This is a genomic window from Dapis hubbardiae BLCC-M172 (genome assembly GCF_050016015.1).
GTDB lineage: Bacteria > Cyanobacteriota > Cyanobacteriia > Cyanobacteriales > Microcoleaceae > Trichodesmium.
This window is the reverse complement of the sequence record NZ_JBNHEQ010000009.1, coordinates 14,756-31,807: the sequence shown is the minus strand read 5'-3', so window position 1 is coordinate 31,807 and position 17,052 is coordinate 14,756. Positions and strand designations below refer to the sequence as shown.

8 protein-coding genes and 1 pseudogene are annotated in these 17,052 nt (G+C 34.4%); 6 read left to right on the top strand and 3 right to left on the bottom strand.

Going from position 1 to position 17,052, the window contains the following annotated elements; all coding sequences use genetic code 11:
- The first annotated feature begins 1,088 nt into the window (after positions 1 to 1,088).
- The 4 genes from ACP6PK_RS00855 to rfbC all read left to right on the top strand — a co-directional run bounded on the left by ACP6PK_RS00855 (position 1,089) and on the right by rfbC (position 8,602).
- Positions 1,089 to 3,269 carry a beta-barrel domain-containing protein gene (locus ACP6PK_RS00855; RefSeq protein WP_426556941.1) on the top strand — a complete coding sequence of 727 codons (2,181 nt, stop codon included), beginning with the start codon at positions 1,089 to 1,091 and terminating at the stop codon, positions 3,267 to 3,269.
- Positions 3,270 to 4,872: 1,603 nt separating this feature from the next.
- Positions 4,873 to 6,615, top strand: a complete 1,743-nt coding sequence (locus ACP6PK_RS00850; RefSeq protein ID WP_426556940.1) for a hypothetical protein — start codon at positions 4,873 to 4,875, stop codon at positions 6,613 to 6,615.
- 412 nt (positions 6,616 to 7,027) lie between these two features.
- On the top strand, positions 7,028 to 7,891 hold the full coding sequence (locus ACP6PK_RS00845; RefSeq protein WP_426556938.1) for a class I SAM-dependent methyltransferase: 864 nt from the start codon (positions 7,028 to 7,030) through the stop codon (positions 7,889 to 7,891).
- A 162-nt stretch (positions 7,892 to 8,053) separates the two neighbouring features.
- Positions 8,054 to 8,602 (top strand): dTDP-4-dehydrorhamnose 3,5-epimerase, encoded by a 549-nt coding sequence (gene rfbC, locus ACP6PK_RS00840; RefSeq protein ID WP_094672483.1) that lies wholly within the window; start codon positions 8,054 to 8,056, stop codon positions 8,600 to 8,602.
- A 962-nt stretch (positions 8,603 to 9,564) separates the two neighbouring features.
- On the opposite strand, the gene ACP6PK_RS00835 is transcribed toward rfbC, so the two are convergent.
- Positions 9,565 to 9,747 (bottom strand): hypothetical protein, encoded by a 183-nt coding sequence (locus ACP6PK_RS00835; protein ID WP_094672698.1) that lies wholly within the window; start codon positions 9,745 to 9,747, stop codon positions 9,565 to 9,567.
- A 652-nt stretch (positions 9,748 to 10,399) separates the two neighbouring features.
- On the bottom strand, positions 10,400 to 11,359 hold the full coding sequence (locus ACP6PK_RS00830) for an alpha/beta hydrolase (RefSeq protein WP_426556935.1): 960 nt from the start codon (positions 11,357 to 11,359) through the stop codon (positions 10,400 to 10,402).
- Between the two features lie 1,156 nt (positions 11,360 to 12,515).
- On the opposite strand from ACP6PK_RS00830, the pseudogene ACP6PK_RS00825 reads away from it, so the two are divergent.
- Positions 12,516 to 13,526 (top strand): annotated as a pseudogene (locus tag ACP6PK_RS00825) (IS701 family transposase).
- Positions 13,527 to 14,094: 568 nt separating this feature from the next.
- Here the strand turns inward: ACP6PK_RS00825 and ACP6PK_RS00820 are convergent.
- Positions 14,095 to 15,906 carry a sodium:solute symporter family protein gene (locus tag ACP6PK_RS00820; RefSeq protein ID WP_426556933.1) on the bottom strand — a complete coding sequence of 604 codons (1,812 nt, stop codon included), beginning with the start codon at positions 15,904 to 15,906 and terminating at the stop codon, positions 14,095 to 14,097.
- Between the two features lie 750 nt (positions 15,907 to 16,656).
- On the opposite strand from ACP6PK_RS00820, the gene ACP6PK_RS00815 reads away from it, so the two are divergent.
- Entirely contained in the window at positions 16,657 to 17,028 is a 372-nt protein-coding gene (locus ACP6PK_RS00815) for a response regulator (protein ID WP_426556931.1), read from the top strand.
- The last annotated feature ends 24 nt before the right edge of the window (positions 17,029 to 17,052 follow it).

Genomic DNA, 17,052 nt, shown 5'->3' with positions numbered 1-17,052 from the left:
AAGGAGGAAGGCTTTAGTTATCTAGGAGAGAAGGAGTTTTAAGTACAATTACTAAATTATTAAAGGTTAGAAAGAGTCAAGAAAACTACTGATAACTGAAATCAACTAATCTCTGATTCTTTCCTCAAAGACTTTCCCTTTCTCTCTTTCCTGATTCCTTCCTATTTAACCCTTTTTCCTTCTTCCCTACTCCCTACTCCCTACCCCCTACTCCCTAATTAAAAAAAAATGCAAGATAAATCAGCATCACTAAACGAAAAACCAGTAATTTCAGTTAACAGTGATCAGTTATAAGTTTGAGAATTTAGAAGTCAGGAGTCAGAAGTAACGAAAAACCAGTAATTTCAGTTAACAGTGATCAGTTATAAGTTTGAGAATTTAGAAGTCAGGAGTCAGAAGTAATGAAGAAATAAACTTAAGTAAAATACCTAAGTTATTAAAAGTTAGAAGGAGTTAATAAATTTGATAAAAATTATCAAACCACCCAATACTAAAAAGTGTCAGAAAACTTGCATACAATACCTAAGTTATTCAAAGTTAGAAGGTGATAGTTTTTAATGAAAAATTAGTGGCGGGTGAGCAGTTCCTCACTGTTTTAATTCTTCCTTCTCAACCACTACTAACTTATGATTCTTTATTGAAAAGTTTTCTCTTCTTCCCTACTCCCTAATTAAAAAAAAATGCAAGATAAATCAGCATCACTAAACGAACAACCAGTAATTTCAGTTAACAGTTATCAGTTATAAGTTTGAGAATTTAGAAGTCAGGAGTCAGAAGTAATGAAGAAATAAACTTAAGTAAAATACCTAAGTTATTAAAAGTTAGAAGGAGTTAATAAATTTGATAAAAATTATCAAACCACCCAATACTAAAAAGTGTCAGAAAACTTGCATACAATACCTAAGTTATTCAAAGTTAGAAGGTGATAGTTTTTAATGAAAAATTAGTGGCGGGTGAGCAGTTCCTCACTGTTTTAATTCTTCCTTCTCAACCACTACTAACTTATGATTCTTTATTGAAAAGTTTTCTCTTCTTCCCTACTCCCTACTCCCTACTCCCTACTCCCTACTCCCTAATTATTAAAAAAAATGCAAGATAAATCAGCATCACTAAACGAACAACCAGTAATTTTAGAGAAACCAGCTATATTATCTCGCCTATTTCTCTGGATGATTATGTTAATGACCAGTTCAGCTATAATCTGGGCCTACTTTGCCGAGATAGACCAAGCTGTACCCGCAACAGGTCAATTAGAACTTAAAGACGGTTCTATAAATGTCCAAGCTCCTACCAGTGGAAATGTGGTTAGACTTCATGTAGAAAATGGCGATCGCGTCGAAAAGAATCAACCATTACTAACTTTTAGTCCCACTGCTCCTAGTGCAGACTTAGGTTCCGCTAAAGAATTAAGAGAAACCCTCAAAAGAGAAAATGAGTTTTATAAAGATGTACTAAATGGCAAAGTTCCCACAGCCTTACCTCCAGACTTACAAAAACTTGCTCAAGAAAGACAAACTAGAATATCAGAAAATCAAGCATATCGCGCCTTAATTGATGAACTTTACCTAAACAGAGGCCGTTTTGTCAATATTGACCCTAGTTTACAAGGACTATATATCAACTACAAAGCTGAATATAACTCTCGTGTAGGTGCTGTAGAATTACAAGTTAGAGAGCTACAAAAACAACTTCAACAAGCAGAAAAAGAAGAAGAAGCAGCAACAGAACAACTAAGAGTAGCTCAAACACAATTACAATATTCTAGACAACAATTACAATTTTCCAGACAACAATTAAATAATACCAAGCAACAGCTAACCTATGCTTATGAACAATTAAATAATGCAGAAAAACAACTGAAATTTGCCAGAGAACAACTGAACAATACTCAAGCACAACTAAAGTATTCCCAAGAACAATTAGAACTAGCAAAAGGACAATTAGGTAAATCAGAAAAAGTATTAGGTTCTAACGAAGAAATTCTCGGACAAATATCTCCTTTAGTAGAAGAAGGAGCGATCGCTGAACTGCAAAAAAAACGCCAGGAACAAGAAGTATTTCGAGGGGAAAGTGAGATATTAAGACAACAAGACCAGATACAATCAAGAGCAGCAGAAATAAATACTAGATTAGGAGAAATTAATACCCGGTTAGCCGACATAAATGCCAGAGAAGGAGACGTAAATTCTCGCAGAGCAGAGCTTAATACTTTAGAGGGAGAAATAAATTCTCGTGAAGCAGAAATTAACTCTGGGCAAGCAGATATTAATTCTAGGGAAGGAGAAGTTAAAGCTCGTCAGGCAGAAGTACAACGTGCTAGGTTAGAACAACAACGTTTAAATGTATCTATTAATAGAACCAAAGAACAATTAAAAAATACAAGAGATGCTTGGGCAAGAGAACTTTATGCCAGAATTGCTGAAAATAAAGGTAGAGAAATTGCCAGAATAGATTCTCAGTTTACTCGTTTGCAACTAGAAAATAATAAGCAACTAACTGAAGTTAATGCTCAGATAGAAAAGTTAGAAGAAGCTCGCGATAATCAAGTTTTAAAAGCCCCAGTTTCGGGAGTTATTTTTGATTTACAACCTACTACTAAAGAAGACTCTTCTTTAGATATGAAAACTGACCCTATTTGTCAATATGTAATTAATGAGGTTTTGAAACCAGGGGATATACAACCAGAAAGATGTGAGGATGCTTCTTATGAGGCACAACAAACTCAACCTTTACTGACAGTATTGGATGATGATGAAGGTTTGGAAGCAGTGGTTTATATTCAGAATAAAGATGTTGCTCTGGTGTTAAAAGCTTTAAATGATAAACGGAAAAAATTAGAATCTTATCATGACCAAGAGTTAGCTGGTGGAGAGGTTATTGAATGTGAACCGGGTAAAAAATGTGCTTGTCCGGAGCTGAAAGAAAATCGAGAAAAGTTAGGTTTGAAAGATGTTGACTGTGTACCTGTAGAAGTACAAGTTGAAGCTTTACCTGCGAATGAGTTTGGTACAGTAACTGGGGAGGTTATTTCTATTAGTGATGATGCTATTCCACCAGACCAAGAAGCAGGAAGACCTTATTTTTCTTTTGAAACTACGATTGATTTAGAACGGCAAACATTTGTTCTGGATAATGAGAATGATCTGGAAATTGGTTTACAGAATGGTATGGCAATTAATTCTAATATTAATGTTGGTAAGCGGACGGTTTTAGAGTTGTTCTTTAATAGATTTACTGGTAAGTTTCAGAGTTTGACTAATGTTAATTAGAATTCAGAATTGAGAATTTAGAATTTATAGCAAAGTGGCCTGGTTAGGGCTATTTCGTTCTCATTAAGGAAGAAGTAAGAAGTAAAGGCTAATTTTTTCAACTTTACTTTGAGCTTTTATCTTTTCTTCTTCTAGTCAAGTGATTGATACAGAGGATTCCAGGTTTATCAGGTACAGTGGCGCTAAATTTTTAAATAGTTTTTGAAGTATGGAATAAAGTTTTCATGTCATTTAATCAAATCTACTAAAATCAGTGTACCACAGTTACATGGAATAGGCTGTATTATTTCACTGAAGTTAGAGGTTAATTTTTATCTCCCAAAAAACAGGGCTATTTCGTTCTCATTAAAGAAGAAGTAAGAAGGAAGAAGGAAGAAGTAAAGGCTAATTTTTACAACTTTACTTTGAGCTTTTATCTTTTCTTCTTCTAGTCAAGTGATTGATATTATTTCACTGAAGTTAGAGGTTAATTTTTATCTACCAAAAACCAGGGCTATTTCGTTCTAATTTCTGACTTTTTGTGCATTAGTGTTCCATCTTTATTTGAAATGACTATAGACTATATATGAGAAGCCATCGCTTCTTTAATTTCTCATTTCATTAATAAGTCTTGTCAAAATTCATTCTTTCCTTTCGACTTAACAACTTTGGGTATGGTATGTTTGTCCTTATGACTATTACAACAAAAATATGACTGAGCGATCGCCCCTTCTACCCAAAGTTGAGAATAGTATCCCCTAGAAGTCTACTTCCCCAGTGGCACTTTCTAGGGGATTTCTTTTTTAACCTATAGCGACGACAAAAACCCTTGTACTTTCTGGCACATTCCTCCAGAGTTTTTACCTACAAAATCTAGAGGCAAACTTTTAGAAAATCAGAAATAAAAATTTGATTCATCTCTATTGCTATATACGCAATAGGAATTTAGACTCACTTACCTTTTGTTGCGGATATCGCAATAGCAGTTTTTACCTACAAAATCTAGAGGCAAACTTTTAGAAAATCAGAAATAAAAATTTGATTCATTTCTATTGCTATATACGCAATAGGAATTTAGACTCAGTTACCTTTTGTTGCGGATATCGCAATAGCAATTTTTACCTACAAAATCTAGAGGCAAACTTTTAGAAAATCAGAAATAAAAATTTGATTCATTTCTATTGCTATATACGCAATAGGAATTTAGACTCAGTTACCTTTTGTTGCGGATATCGCAATAGCAATTTTTACCTACAAAATCTAGAGGCAAACTTTTAGAAAATCAGAAATAAAAATTTGATTCATTTCTATTGCTATATACGCAATAGGAATTTAGACTCAGTTACCTTTTGTTGCGGATATCGCAATAGCAATTTTTACCTACAAAATCTAGAGGCAAACTTTTAGAAAATCAGAAATAAAAATTTGATTCATTTCTATTGCTATATACGCAATAGAAGTTTTTACCTAGTCTGAGTGACTTAGGGATTATAGAAATAGAAACTTTTTAAAATAAGAAATAGAAATTTTATTTATAGATATTGCCACATAGCTCTAAAGAGACGGGATTTTCAAGTTCGCTTTAAGGTAATATTTCCAAAAGCTATCTGCCAATTTTATAATCATGCGAAAAATATTTTCCCGAACCAGAATATTATTACTAATCCTCTATATTTCCCCAGTCTTATTACTTCTCTGGTTTCTCGCTAATTTTAGTGTCAATGTTCCCTACTGGGATCAATGGAGATTAACCCCTATCTTTGAGCGAGTTGCTGAAGGAAACGCCACATTTTTTGACTTTTTCACAGTACACGGTCATCACAGAATATTAATACCCAAATTAATCATTACCGCTTTAGCTTTTTCCACTAAATGGAACACCCAAGCTGAAATAATTTGTAGCGTAATTTTTGTCATCATCACATTTTTTGCTATCTGCAAAATAGCCGAAACTAAATTACATAATAGAAACAAAAATCTCCTACACATCGCCAATATTTTAAGTTGCCTATTATTATTTTCCCTAGTACAACATCAGAACTGGTTATGGGGATTTACCCTATTTTGGTTTCTGACAAACTTATGTCTAATAATGGCAGTATATTTTATTTATGCCTTAGATAATTCCTCAGCAAAAACAAGAATATTTCTGACAGCAATATTTTGTTTTCTCGGAAGTTTTACCTTAATCCAAGGATTACTTTCTTGGGTTGTTTTAATTCCCTCAATATTATCTATAGAAGGGAAAGCTAAACAAAAAATCAGTAGACTAAGTATCTGGATTTTGGTGTTTATACTTTCATGTATTATCTACGCAATTAACTTTAATCCGATTCGGGAACCAAAACCATTTTTATTTACAGAACAACCATTTTTGATAATAAATTACTTTCTAGCTGTTCTAGGTTTACCTTTAGTGAGACTTCCCATGCCTGCAATTCTAACAGGATTAATATTATTGTCTGGTTTCCTATTTTTTACATATTACTTTCTCAAGAAACCTTTCTACAAACTAACTTTTTTTCCTCCTGCTATTCCTTGGTTAACAATAGGTACATTTTCTCTAATTTCTGCTCTATCTATTTCTGTAGGTAGAGCAGAATATGGAGTTGCAAATGCCATGATTTCTTCCCGATATACAACCACATCAATATTATTAATTATTTCCCTGATTTATCTCCTGGCATTGTTTGTAGAAGAGCAAAAAAAATATTTATCAATATATAAAATTTTAGCTGTCATAATGACAGGAATTATGATCATTAACTCCCTGTATGTTGTGAGGAATATAAAATCAAGTTTTCCCTACATAGAAAGTCGGAAAGAATGTCTAGAAATAATTGATTATTTAGCAGATTCAGAATTTATCAGAAAATCTCCAGATAGTTGTTTAGTATTAATGAATGGCAAAACCTGGTTAGTCAGACAAGGTGCAGAAATTATGGAAAAATTAGGTTGGCGAGAATTTCCTCAAAATCTAGAATTTATCAAACAACCAAAACAAAATTATGGTTATTTAGATAATCCTCAATTAACTGAAGAATCCATAATTATTAACGGTGATGAAACTATAAATTTAGGAGGTTGGGCAATTAGACCAGATGGAAAAAAACAACCTAACTTAGTATTACTTTCTTTTGGTGAGAATCAATATTTTTTTGCCAATGCTATTGTTAACTTAGAGAGTAATGATATTGCTAAAATTATGAAGTCAAAACTTTATAGTACAGCAAGATGGAAAGTAAAATTTTCAGCCAAATCTTTACCTGTGGGAGAAACTGCCATTAAAGCTTGGGTTTATAACTCTAATAAACAAGAATTTGTCAAGTTGAACAATGAAGTTAAGGTTAGGGTAGAAAATACTTGACAATTATTCAAAAATATATATATTTAAACAGATAACAATAACTGCCCAAATTGCCATTAAATCAATTTCAAGGCTAATAGCTGAAGTTCCTTTTAAGGAACTAAAAATACTATCCTTCTTCAAAGGAATTAAGCTGTAAGCCAGAAATTTTAATCTCTAGAGAATTTTCAAGTAGAATCTCTTGAGTAGTTACTTGTTCTAGCTAGGAATTTAAAGTTACTTTTGAAGAATGTTGTTTTTGATTATTCATATAAGCAATTGTGTTTTTATAAAATAAAATAACAATATACTTTTACTTTTTGGCAAGCAAATTTATTTTCCTTCGGAGACAGAACATTATTTAGATAATGATAACTACTACCTTTAATATTTTTCACAAAATCAGAAACAGAAGTAATTTTAATCAAATATTATGCAAAAAAATCATTGCCCCCTGTGTCATACAAATAAATTTAACTACTACAAAGCAGGTGATGACTATATATTAGCAAAATGTTCTGAATGTGATATGGTATGGGATAATAATCCACCAGCAAATCCTACGGCAATCTATCAAGAAGATTATTATAATAACGATTTTCCCAAAGGAGGATATTCTAATTATTTTCAAGGGATGAAAATTAATAGCCAGACTTTTCGCAAACGTTTATTAAAAGCGGAGAAAAAACTTTCTGGTCAAGGTTTATTATTAGATGTAGGTTGTGCTTTAGGTGATTGTTTGGAGCAAGCAAAAAATTTAGGATGGAATAATCCTCAAGGTTTAGAAGTTTCAGAATATGCAGTAAATTTTGCTAAAAGTAGAGGTTTATCTGTATCTCAGGGTGATTTGTTTAATCATGATTTTGAACCTAATTCTTTTGATTTGATTATGCTGCAAGATATGATTGAACATACGACAGATCCTATTGGTCAACTAACAGCAGCTTATCAACTTTTGAAACCAGGAGGATGGATTTTTATTACTACTCCAAATGTGGGAGGATTTTGGCAGAAATTATTGGGTTCTTTATGGTATCACTATAAACCAACAGAACACTTGACATATTTCTCCCTTGATACGATAAAATTTGCTTTGGAAAAAAGTGGATTTTCTGATGTAGAATCAAAGCCAACCAGTAATTCTATGAGTCTGGAATATATATTGAATAGGATGCAATATTATCAGCCAACTTTATTTTCTTTTTTACTCTCAATTTCTCAATTACTCAATCTACATAAATTAGTTTTTTCTTTGTCGATAGGAGAATTAGAAGCTTGGGGGAAAAAAGACAATTAACAGTTATCAGTTATCAGCTTATTTTGATTTTCTTTTCTATATTCTCCATGATTCTCAAATTATTAACTTTTTAGTGATAAATTAAAAGGAGATTTAAGTTCATTATCACTATTCCCTATTGCCTGTTCCCTATTCCCTTATCAATCAACTGAGGTAAAAAAAATGAATGTAATTGAAACAGAAATTCCCGAAGTATTGTTAATAGAGCCAAAAGTTTTTGGAGACGAACGTGGCTTTTTTATGGAGAGTTTTAATCAACGCAATTTTTCAGAAAAAACAGGAATCAATCTGGAATTTGTACAAGATAATCACTCTCGTTCTAGCAAAGGAGTATTGCGAGGTTTACATTATCAAATTCAACAAGCTCAAGGTAAATTATTACGAGCAGTTGTGGGAGAAATATTTGATGTTGCTGTAGATATTCGGAAAAATTCTCCTAATTTTGGTAAGTGGGTAGGTTATCTTTTAAGTGCAGAAAATAAACGACAACTTTGGGTACCTCCTGGTTTTGCTCATGGTTTTTTAGTAGTGTCTGAAACTGCAGATGTTTTGTATAAGACTACTGATTATTACGCACCTGAATATGAGCGTTCAATTTTGTGGAACGATCTAGAAATTGGGATTAGTTGGCCTTTAGATGGAATTGAGGTTAAATTATCTAAAAAAGATGCAGCAGGAAAAACTTTGAAAGATGCTGATTTATTTGCATAAAACAGTTATCAGTTATCAGTTGAAGTGGAAAAATTTTCTAGTAAATAACTTTTAAAACTTTGACAAGATAGTTGGGAAAATTTTACTAGCTAAAGGTAAGGATTTAGGTCTTATGGAAAAGTCTATAAATCTTGATGGATAAGCATTTCCGGCAATTGCCTCCCAAATTATATTCTCAATTATAAATGGCTACAAACCTTTATTTTCCTCATTATTGAGAATGAGACTATTAAATTGCTGAGTCAGTCGCTTTCAGAAGTCTCTCTATAACTGGGTTTAAGATACCTGAATCCTTACAGCTAAAATTGTTTTTAATAGAGGGCTTAATTTTGCCTATCTAAACTTAGTCAAAGGCCGATCGAAATTCTATTGTATCTTGTAAATCAAAAAATATTACTACTCTAATTTTTACTTATCTTCCATATTGACCCATTTGACAATTACCATTTAACTTCCCTGGCGGGAAGTCCCGCGCTCTCCGGTGGGGGAGCGTCGTATGGGAAAGCCAGGGCCAAGATTCGGATACCTCCACAAGCTAAACGTTCATAAGTCCTTGACAAGCTAGGATGATTTTGTTATTGTAAGCGTCATCACAGGGGGAGGACATCACCTCTGTTAAAACAGCGGTCAGTTTTTGCTGACTGAAGAATCTCGCTTTGTCGCGAATATAGCAACGTCGGGAGTATGTCAAGAGCATTTCTCAAGTAACATTATTGTTATTCTGAGGAGAAATACTTTCTTTTTCTATCTTACTTAAGGATTACTTCTGTACGTCGCCAATCCGACGGCTACCCTATCTGAATTGCGGGTAGCGCTATATCTACCTGATACATCAGTTTCCGAAGCTATGAGGTACAGTTGTTTTTATTCTTTTCTATTCTCTATTCCCTATTCCCTATTCCCTCCATACCTGTTCCCTCAAACCTAAAATTTTTTACCTCATAACAACGGGAAGCGCTGTATTAGGAAAAATAAACATTAGGTGTAGATAGTATCGCTGCTTCTTTAGGAGAACTTAATTCCTCTGTCGGAGCTGGTGCTGCGAGGTCACCTGGTAGAAATATACGAGCGCTGACTGCCACCATAGCAATTAAAAATATGATTACTACGATTAATGGAGCAATATATTGACGAAAAATTTGCATAGTTATTTTTAAGTCAGAAAGTGAAATTTACCTGTAGGGAAGTTCTATGGAACATCTCTACTGTTTGCATAGAAAGTGTACTTCTTTGACACTCCACAGACTAAAGTCGCGTGGATTCGTGACTAGGAGCTGTAAATCAGGTTAAAACCACGATTTACACATTGCACGGTTCCCGAAAAATCGAAACGGCCACATTGCCAGTACCGTACCGTAGTACGCATACAGCAGCAGTAGGGGCGAACGGCCGTTCGCCCCTACAAGGCGGTGCCAATTGCCACTACTCTCTCTGGCCAAAGACCATTGAGGCTACTTTTTAAGTTGTTGATTGATTCACTCGCTCTGAGATACAACGTGCTGACTAACGGCTGGAAACAGAGTGCTGGTAAGCACCGGGCTACCTTTTCGATTAACCACCCTGTACGGACGTTGCATGCAACGTCCGTACGAAAGCGTCCATTAGCTATCGGGCTTTCACCATGCTTTAGAGGTCATTGTGTCTTAATGCCTTAATTATAACAGGTTTTGACTACGGGTTAAAACCCGTCGCGTCATTTCCATCCAGCCGTTAACACAGGCTGGTTTCCCACTTACCAATTTTTTATGATGAATTTAATTTTAGCAAGATTTACAAGTTTTGGAGTTCTAATAGTATTTAATATTTCAGATGCTCTGCCAGAAAAACAGCCATCTTTTGTCGTGCTAACTCTGACTCTGGCAACTCCCAGTTAAGTGTTTGAAAAACGTGCCACATTCCCTCATAAGGGTCAAACTTAACCGGAATTTTTGCCTGATCGAGAATCTGATAATGGCGAACAGAATTACTAAAGAAAATTTCTGTTGTACCAACCTGAATCAAAGTTGGAGGAAAACCCTTATTATAGTCCCCATAGACAGGAGAGACATAAGGGTTTTTATGATCGGCAGGATCGGCGTAGGCATTAGCTGCGTTAGCCAAAAAGTTATCATAGACTAATATTGGGTCTCTATCTTTGATAGTTTCGTAAGTATCGCCGGTTTCTGTAATATCTGACCAGCACGACCAAAGTACAACTGCGGCAGGCATACTTAAGCCTTGCTCACGCATTTTTAGTACCGTTCCAGCGGTAAGTCCACCTCCAGCAGAATCTCCATAAATTGCTATGTTTTCAAGTTCATAGCCTTCTTTTATCAGTTCTTTAATGACCTGAATAATCTGATCTGTAATTTTATCCCATTTAGCAAAGGGAGCTACAGTATAGTCAACAGATACTACCCTTAACCCTGTTACATCGGCAACAGGTACTGAACTGGTGAGGGTAGATGCAGCACTAAATAGTACATAAGCACCTCCATGAAGATAAATAAGCACTTTGCCATTGTCTTGCCAGTTTTTGGGTTTGACATCTAGAACAGGTACACCACCTAATTTTTTCTCTTGAACGACAGGTTTGTAATGGTCAACAACCTTTGCATTATCCTCTTTTTTACTTTCTTCGTTTTCCTGCCAAACTTTTTTCCAAACATCAAGATCGTCAGTAGCTGGAAGACTTTTTGTATTTTGCGGAAACTGGCGTAATACTTCCTGTGCTTCAGGGGAAATAGTAGTTGGAACGCTGTAATAGCTAATCATCATAAAGTTACTTATTATTTATTATTAGGACTTATATCATGTCCGGTAGCATCGGTATTGTAAGGTAAGGGTAAGGAAGAAGGCTTTCATTAATTGATAATTGATAATTACCTCTGGTTAAAACCCCACGGGAATTGAAGATAAGGAAATTCAAGAGCACTTTTCTCTTGGTCGATTGGATATGGCGTTTAGCTGGCGCACAACTTCGTTAACGGCTGTCGCCGACATATAAAGCGGAGCGGCTCTGCAAGAGCGGGAAACCTGTCCCTCCGGGACGCTGCGCGACATGTAACGCGAAGCGAAACGCCATCCCATCCTAAGGTCATGCTCCGCTTGCCTACCGCTTTTTCCCCTATCCAAGGGGAGGCTTCAAGGCGCGAATTATTTAATTATTAATAATTAATAATTACCTACAACAGAAGGTTTAAGAGCCAGAAAAAACTTAAATTTCCTGTAGTTATTAACCCTGGGGTTTACACGCTCCGATACCAGCGGACATGATATTACGCAGATACACTATACTATATAGAACCCCTGAAGGGGTTCTATACGCGAATTATAGATGGGGAGTATGGGGAGATGGGGGTATTTTTCTACCTTTTTCCCTATTTTATTTCTCAATCTCTTGACTCCTGACTCAAGAGCCAAAAACTCTCAGCTTTGCAAAGATACCCAATGGCTTCTATACAGCGCTTTTCAGATGGATAAACTACATCGTCACAACCAAAACCTTGTAGGGAGGTTCGATGGAACTTCCCTACTGTGGTCTACTCAAATGAAAACTGCTGTATGGGTTCCAAAAACTATAACGTTATAGAACTTTAAAATTAGAGATTGAGAGTAGGGGAGTAGGGGAGTGTGGAGAGATGGGGAGATGGGGTGTATTAGATATCTCCCACTCATCCAATCATCAAATCAATTATTACCCACAGGACTTACGCCAAGACAGTATATATAGTGTATAGCCAACAGAGCGAACGCTAGAATTTTTTAGAGAGCGATCGCCTAAACAACAAAATTCGTGAGGAACCTAAAGATAGGCATTTATAGTTTATTTACCTTCTATGTAGATGTTGCTTGACTATCGATCGTAAATTGAGCCAAAATATTCGTGCTTATTATAGAATAATATTATTGTTGATTTGAGCTAAAAATATGAATTTTAATTATATTGATCCCATACCAATATTTGCTAAATTCTCATACAAACTATACTATAACTAACCTAGCAAATTACCTAGAAAATATTAGCCATGATACGATTAATCGTTATTTAAGAGTAGAATCTTTAAATGCACAAGATTTATGGCAAAATGTCAAAGAGGAAATTATCTAAGATACAGAAGCATACCTAATTTTTGATGATACAGTAATTCATAAAAAATAGGCGAATAAAATTGAACTTGTGTGGCGACAATATAGCGGTAATGAACATCAAGTAATTCGAGGAATAGGAGTAGTTAATTGTATTTATTTTAATCCCCAAACCGAGCAATTTTGGATACTAGATTATCGTATTTATGATCCAGATAGTGACAAAAAAACTAAAATAGACCATGTTGAAGAAATGATATTGAATGTGGTAAATGAGAATAAATTACCATTTCAAACTGTATTGATGGATAGTTGGTATGCAACGCCAAGATTAATGGCATTGATAGATAATATGCGAAAAATTTATTATTGCCCCTTAAAAATAAATCGTTTAGTGGATGACACTGGTGGTGTAGAAAAATATAAAAGTATTGCTAAATTAACCTGGGATGAATCAGAAATAACATCAGGTAAAATAATAAAAATTAGAGGTTTTCCAAGAGATAAAAAAGTCAAGCTATTCTGGGCTACTATTTCTGCCAATAGAACAGAATATATTGTGACTAATGACTTAAGTCAATCTTCGACAGATGATGTATAATTCGAGTCGCAGACTAGATGGAAAATCGAAGAATTTCACAGAGAAATCAAGCAGTTAACAGGAATAGAATTGTGTCAATGTCGTCTGGCAAAAATTCCAAAAAATTATATTGCTTGCTCTATGTTGGTCTGGAATCATTTGAAAAAAGTAGCTGACATTTTGGGAAAAACTATTGATCAACTCAAACATCAATTACTATCTAAATATCTAGTATCTGAACTCAAACATCCTACCATTAAAATGATAGCTATTTAAGTTTTTCTCACTCTTAGAAAGGCTCAGAAATACTTGGCGATCGCTCTCTGAAAATTATAGCGATCGCTCTGTTGGTTATGCGCTATATCTATATATAGTGTCTTTGCGTAAGTCCTGACCCATTTTTTCTCAATTAATTCTCCACCAGGACCTATTTTCTGGAGATACGCTTAGGGGTTCTATAGATGTGTAGTGTTTACAACTCAAAAATGCCTAAGTCCTGAATTATACCCAATTTGATAGTTACAGTAAAATACTATGGAAAACTATTACAGCGCTTTTCAGATTGATGAACCACATCTTCATAACCAAAACCCTGTAGGGGCGTTTTGCTGACGGCATGGGCTTCGCCTTTTAATGTCGGCGACAGCCGTTTAGCTAGCGCACAACTCCGTTAACGCTTCGCGACATATAAAGCGTTTGCGGAGCATTCCGTTAGTAAAGCTTTGCACCAGTAAAACGCCCCTACTGTTGTCTACTGAAATGAAAACCGCTGTAAGATATTTCCGTATAAACTTTAGTATTAGGTTAAGCTGGAGTTACTGATAACTGTTAACTGACAAGTCATTTACAACAAGTCGTCATCATCTAACCCTGGTCTTGGCATGGGTAAAATTTTCGACTTATTGAGTTGTCGTAACCACATCCCACTGAAAACAGCAATAATGAGGAATATCCAACCAATGTTTGGCTTGAGCAACAGGAAACCACCAGTCCCTAACAACGCTCCAAACAATAATAATATAGATGCCAAAACCTTTTGTAAATCTTTAGCCAAATTTTGTGCAGGAGCTAAACCAGTTGCTGCTCTTTGTCTTTGCCAACCAGGACCTCCGGGAAGTGATCGCCGATAAAATTCTTCTAAAGTTGCATCAGACTCTTGGGGTGTGACTAACATTGCGACTACCCATAAAACTGTCACGGTTATAGTAATAAAGATAATTCGCAAACCAAAATCTTCTATTTTGAAAGCGGGAACTATACTGGTTGCCATCCCCACAAAAAAGCTAGCGATAATAGCTGTTAATTCTGCTGCTGCATTTACCCGCCACCAAAACCAACGCAAAATTAATACTAATCCCGAACCTGTTCCGATAGCTATTACTAACCTAAATACTGTCGCTACATCTTTAGCAAAAAATGCAGCAATAGCTCCTAAAACTGTTACTAATATGGAAGAAAGTCGCCCTACTAAAACTAATTGTGCTTGAGTTGCATCAGGTTTAATAAATCTTCTATATAAATCGTTAGTAATAAAAGAAGCACCCCAGTTAATAGAAGTAGAAACTGTACTCATAAATGCTGCGACTAAAGAAGCAACAACTAAACCTAAAATTCCTGGGGAGAGAAAATCAATCATTAATTTGGGATAACCTAATTCTTTATCTTCTAAATTAGGGTAAATTACAAGAGAAGCTAAAGCCACTAAAATCCAAGGCCAGGTTCTAATAACATAGTGCATTATATTAAATAACCAAGCTGCTTTTTCTGCTTCCTTTTCATTTTTGGCAGCAGCAAATCTTTGTACAAATTCTCCCCCTCCATCACTCCTTCTCCAAGACCACCATTGAATAGCAATATAAGCAAAAAATGTACTAGCAGTTATGCCTGCTGTTTTGCTAAAACCAATCCAAGAATTACCATTTCCACCAATAGTTAAAGGTGAAAGAGATAAAATATCTTTTTCTGGCATTACTTCAGGAACTTTAGTAATTAATTCTTGGATTCCACCCACACTATTAACAGCAAAAATTGCCACAATAATTGCCCCAAAAAGTGCTAGAAAAAACTGGAAAAAATCTGTAGCAACTACCCCCCATAAACCAGATAAACCAGCATAAATTAAAACAAATATACTTACGCCAATAACACTAAATAATTTGAGATTATTTTCACTAGCATCAATACCTAAACTTTGCCAAATTTCCATAGCTTCGACAACTTTAACCATAGCTAACATAGCATAGCCAATAGCAATACAATTCATCGGAATAGCAAAGATAAAGGCTTTCACCCCTCGAAGAATAGCTGCCATATTTCCGCCGTAACGAATTTCAGTTAATTCCGCATCAGTAATAACTTCCGAACGTCGCCACATTTTAGCAAAAATGTAAATCATTATGACATGAGAAACAGCAAAAATCCACCATTCCCAATTACCAGCTATTCCTCGGTTAGCCACAACTCCTGTAATATAGAGTGGGGTATCTATAGAAAAAGTTGTAGCTGCCATACTTGTACCTGCTAACCACCAAGGAAGCGATCGCCCAGAAACAAAGAAATCTGCTAAACTTTTCGACCCTTTACGAGATAAATATAATCCCATCCACATTGTGAGGATCAGGTATAATAAAACAATTAGCCAATCTATTATTTGCATAAATTTCTGTTTAGTTAGGAATATTTGTATGTTTGACTTTTTTTCAGCTCATAGTTTCAAGTTTGAGAATACCACAGATTTTCATAGTATAAATTTACTGTTTATATCATTGATTTTCGTCTAAGCTCAAAAAGTATAGCAGTTATTTTATAAATTAGATACAGTATTTTCTTCCTCCTCTTTGTTAAGTCTAATCAGATTCCATGACTCATATCCAGTATTCTCTCAAATCAAAAATTTCTGTACCTCATAATATTTGATCCATGGTATATATAAGTATATTTTTTGTAATTTAGCCGTCAGCTATAAGTTATTAACTTATTATCTCACTCACCCTAAAGGATAAATTAGTTTCCAAGGAGAATTAAAAGTTACGACTAAAGTATACTCCTTTAACAATCTAAGGAATTTTTATTATTTGCGCTCTTGCTAACAACTAATGGCTGAATGCTTAATATTTTTTATTTATTCAGTTTAGTTATACAAATATAATTCCGATCATAAGAAATATGGTTTCAGCAAAACTTTATAACTAGGAGTATTGAGTGATTTTTTATCTATTTTTTCTCAATGCCTAGAAAAAAAATGATTGGGAAATGTTAACTAAACTATGGTAATATTGTTTTAGAGTATCGACAGGGGCAAAAGGTTGTTGTAACAAGCAGATAGCTATTGATGACTAGCAATCTTTAAAATCTAGTAAAATAACTAAAATAATTAGTGTAAAAATTAATCTTAAAGCTACGAACAATGAAAAGAATAATAATTGTAGATAACGAAGAAGATATGCATTATTTATTTAGGAGGAAATTTAGAAAAGAAATTAAAGCAGATCAAGTAGAAATCATTTCTTTTATATCAGCGACAGAAGCATTATCATACCTAGAATCTCCTGAAAAAACACACATAGATTTAATCATATCTGATATTAATTTACCGATAATTAATGGATTAGAAATGCTACAAATAATCAAAGAAAAATATGCACAAATCAATGTATGGATGTTAACTGCTCATGGCTATGATGAAAATTACAAACTTGCTAAAAAATATGGAGCTAATGATTATCTAGTTAAACCAATTAACTTTGAAGAAATCAAACAAAAAATCTTAAATCTATAGTAAAAAATATCAATTATCAAGATT

What these genes read in the sequence shown, in the direction of transcription:
- ACP6PK_RS00820 (WP_426556933.1), bottom strand. Translation starts at nt 15,906, where the DNA reads ATGCAAATAATAGATTGGCTAATTGTTTTATTATACCTGATCCTCACA.
- ACP6PK_RS00815 (WP_426556931.1), top strand. Translation starts at nt 16,657, where the DNA reads ATGAAAAGAATAATAATTGTAGATAACGAAGAAGATATGCATTATTTA.
- ACP6PK_RS00855 (WP_426556941.1), top strand. Translation starts at nt 1,089, where the DNA reads ATGCAAGATAAATCAGCATCACTAAACGAACAACCAGTAATTTTAGAG.
- rfbC (WP_094672483.1), top strand. Translation starts at nt 8,054, where the DNA reads ATGAATGTAATTGAAACAGAAATTCCCGAAGTATTGTTAATAGAGCCA.
- ACP6PK_RS00850 (WP_426556940.1), top strand. Translation starts at nt 4,873, where the DNA reads ATGCGAAAAATATTTTCCCGAACCAGAATATTATTACTAATCCTCTAT.
- ACP6PK_RS00845 (WP_426556938.1), top strand. Translation starts at nt 7,028, where the DNA reads ATGCAAAAAAATCATTGCCCCCTGTGTCATACAAATAAATTTAACTAC.
- ACP6PK_RS00830 (WP_426556935.1), bottom strand. Translation starts at nt 11,359, where the DNA reads ATGATGATTAGCTATTACAGCGTTCCAACTACTATTTCCCCTGAAGCA.
- ACP6PK_RS00835 (WP_094672698.1), bottom strand. Translation starts at nt 9,747, where the DNA reads ATGCAAATTTTTCGTCAATATATTGCTCCATTAATCGTAGTAATCATA.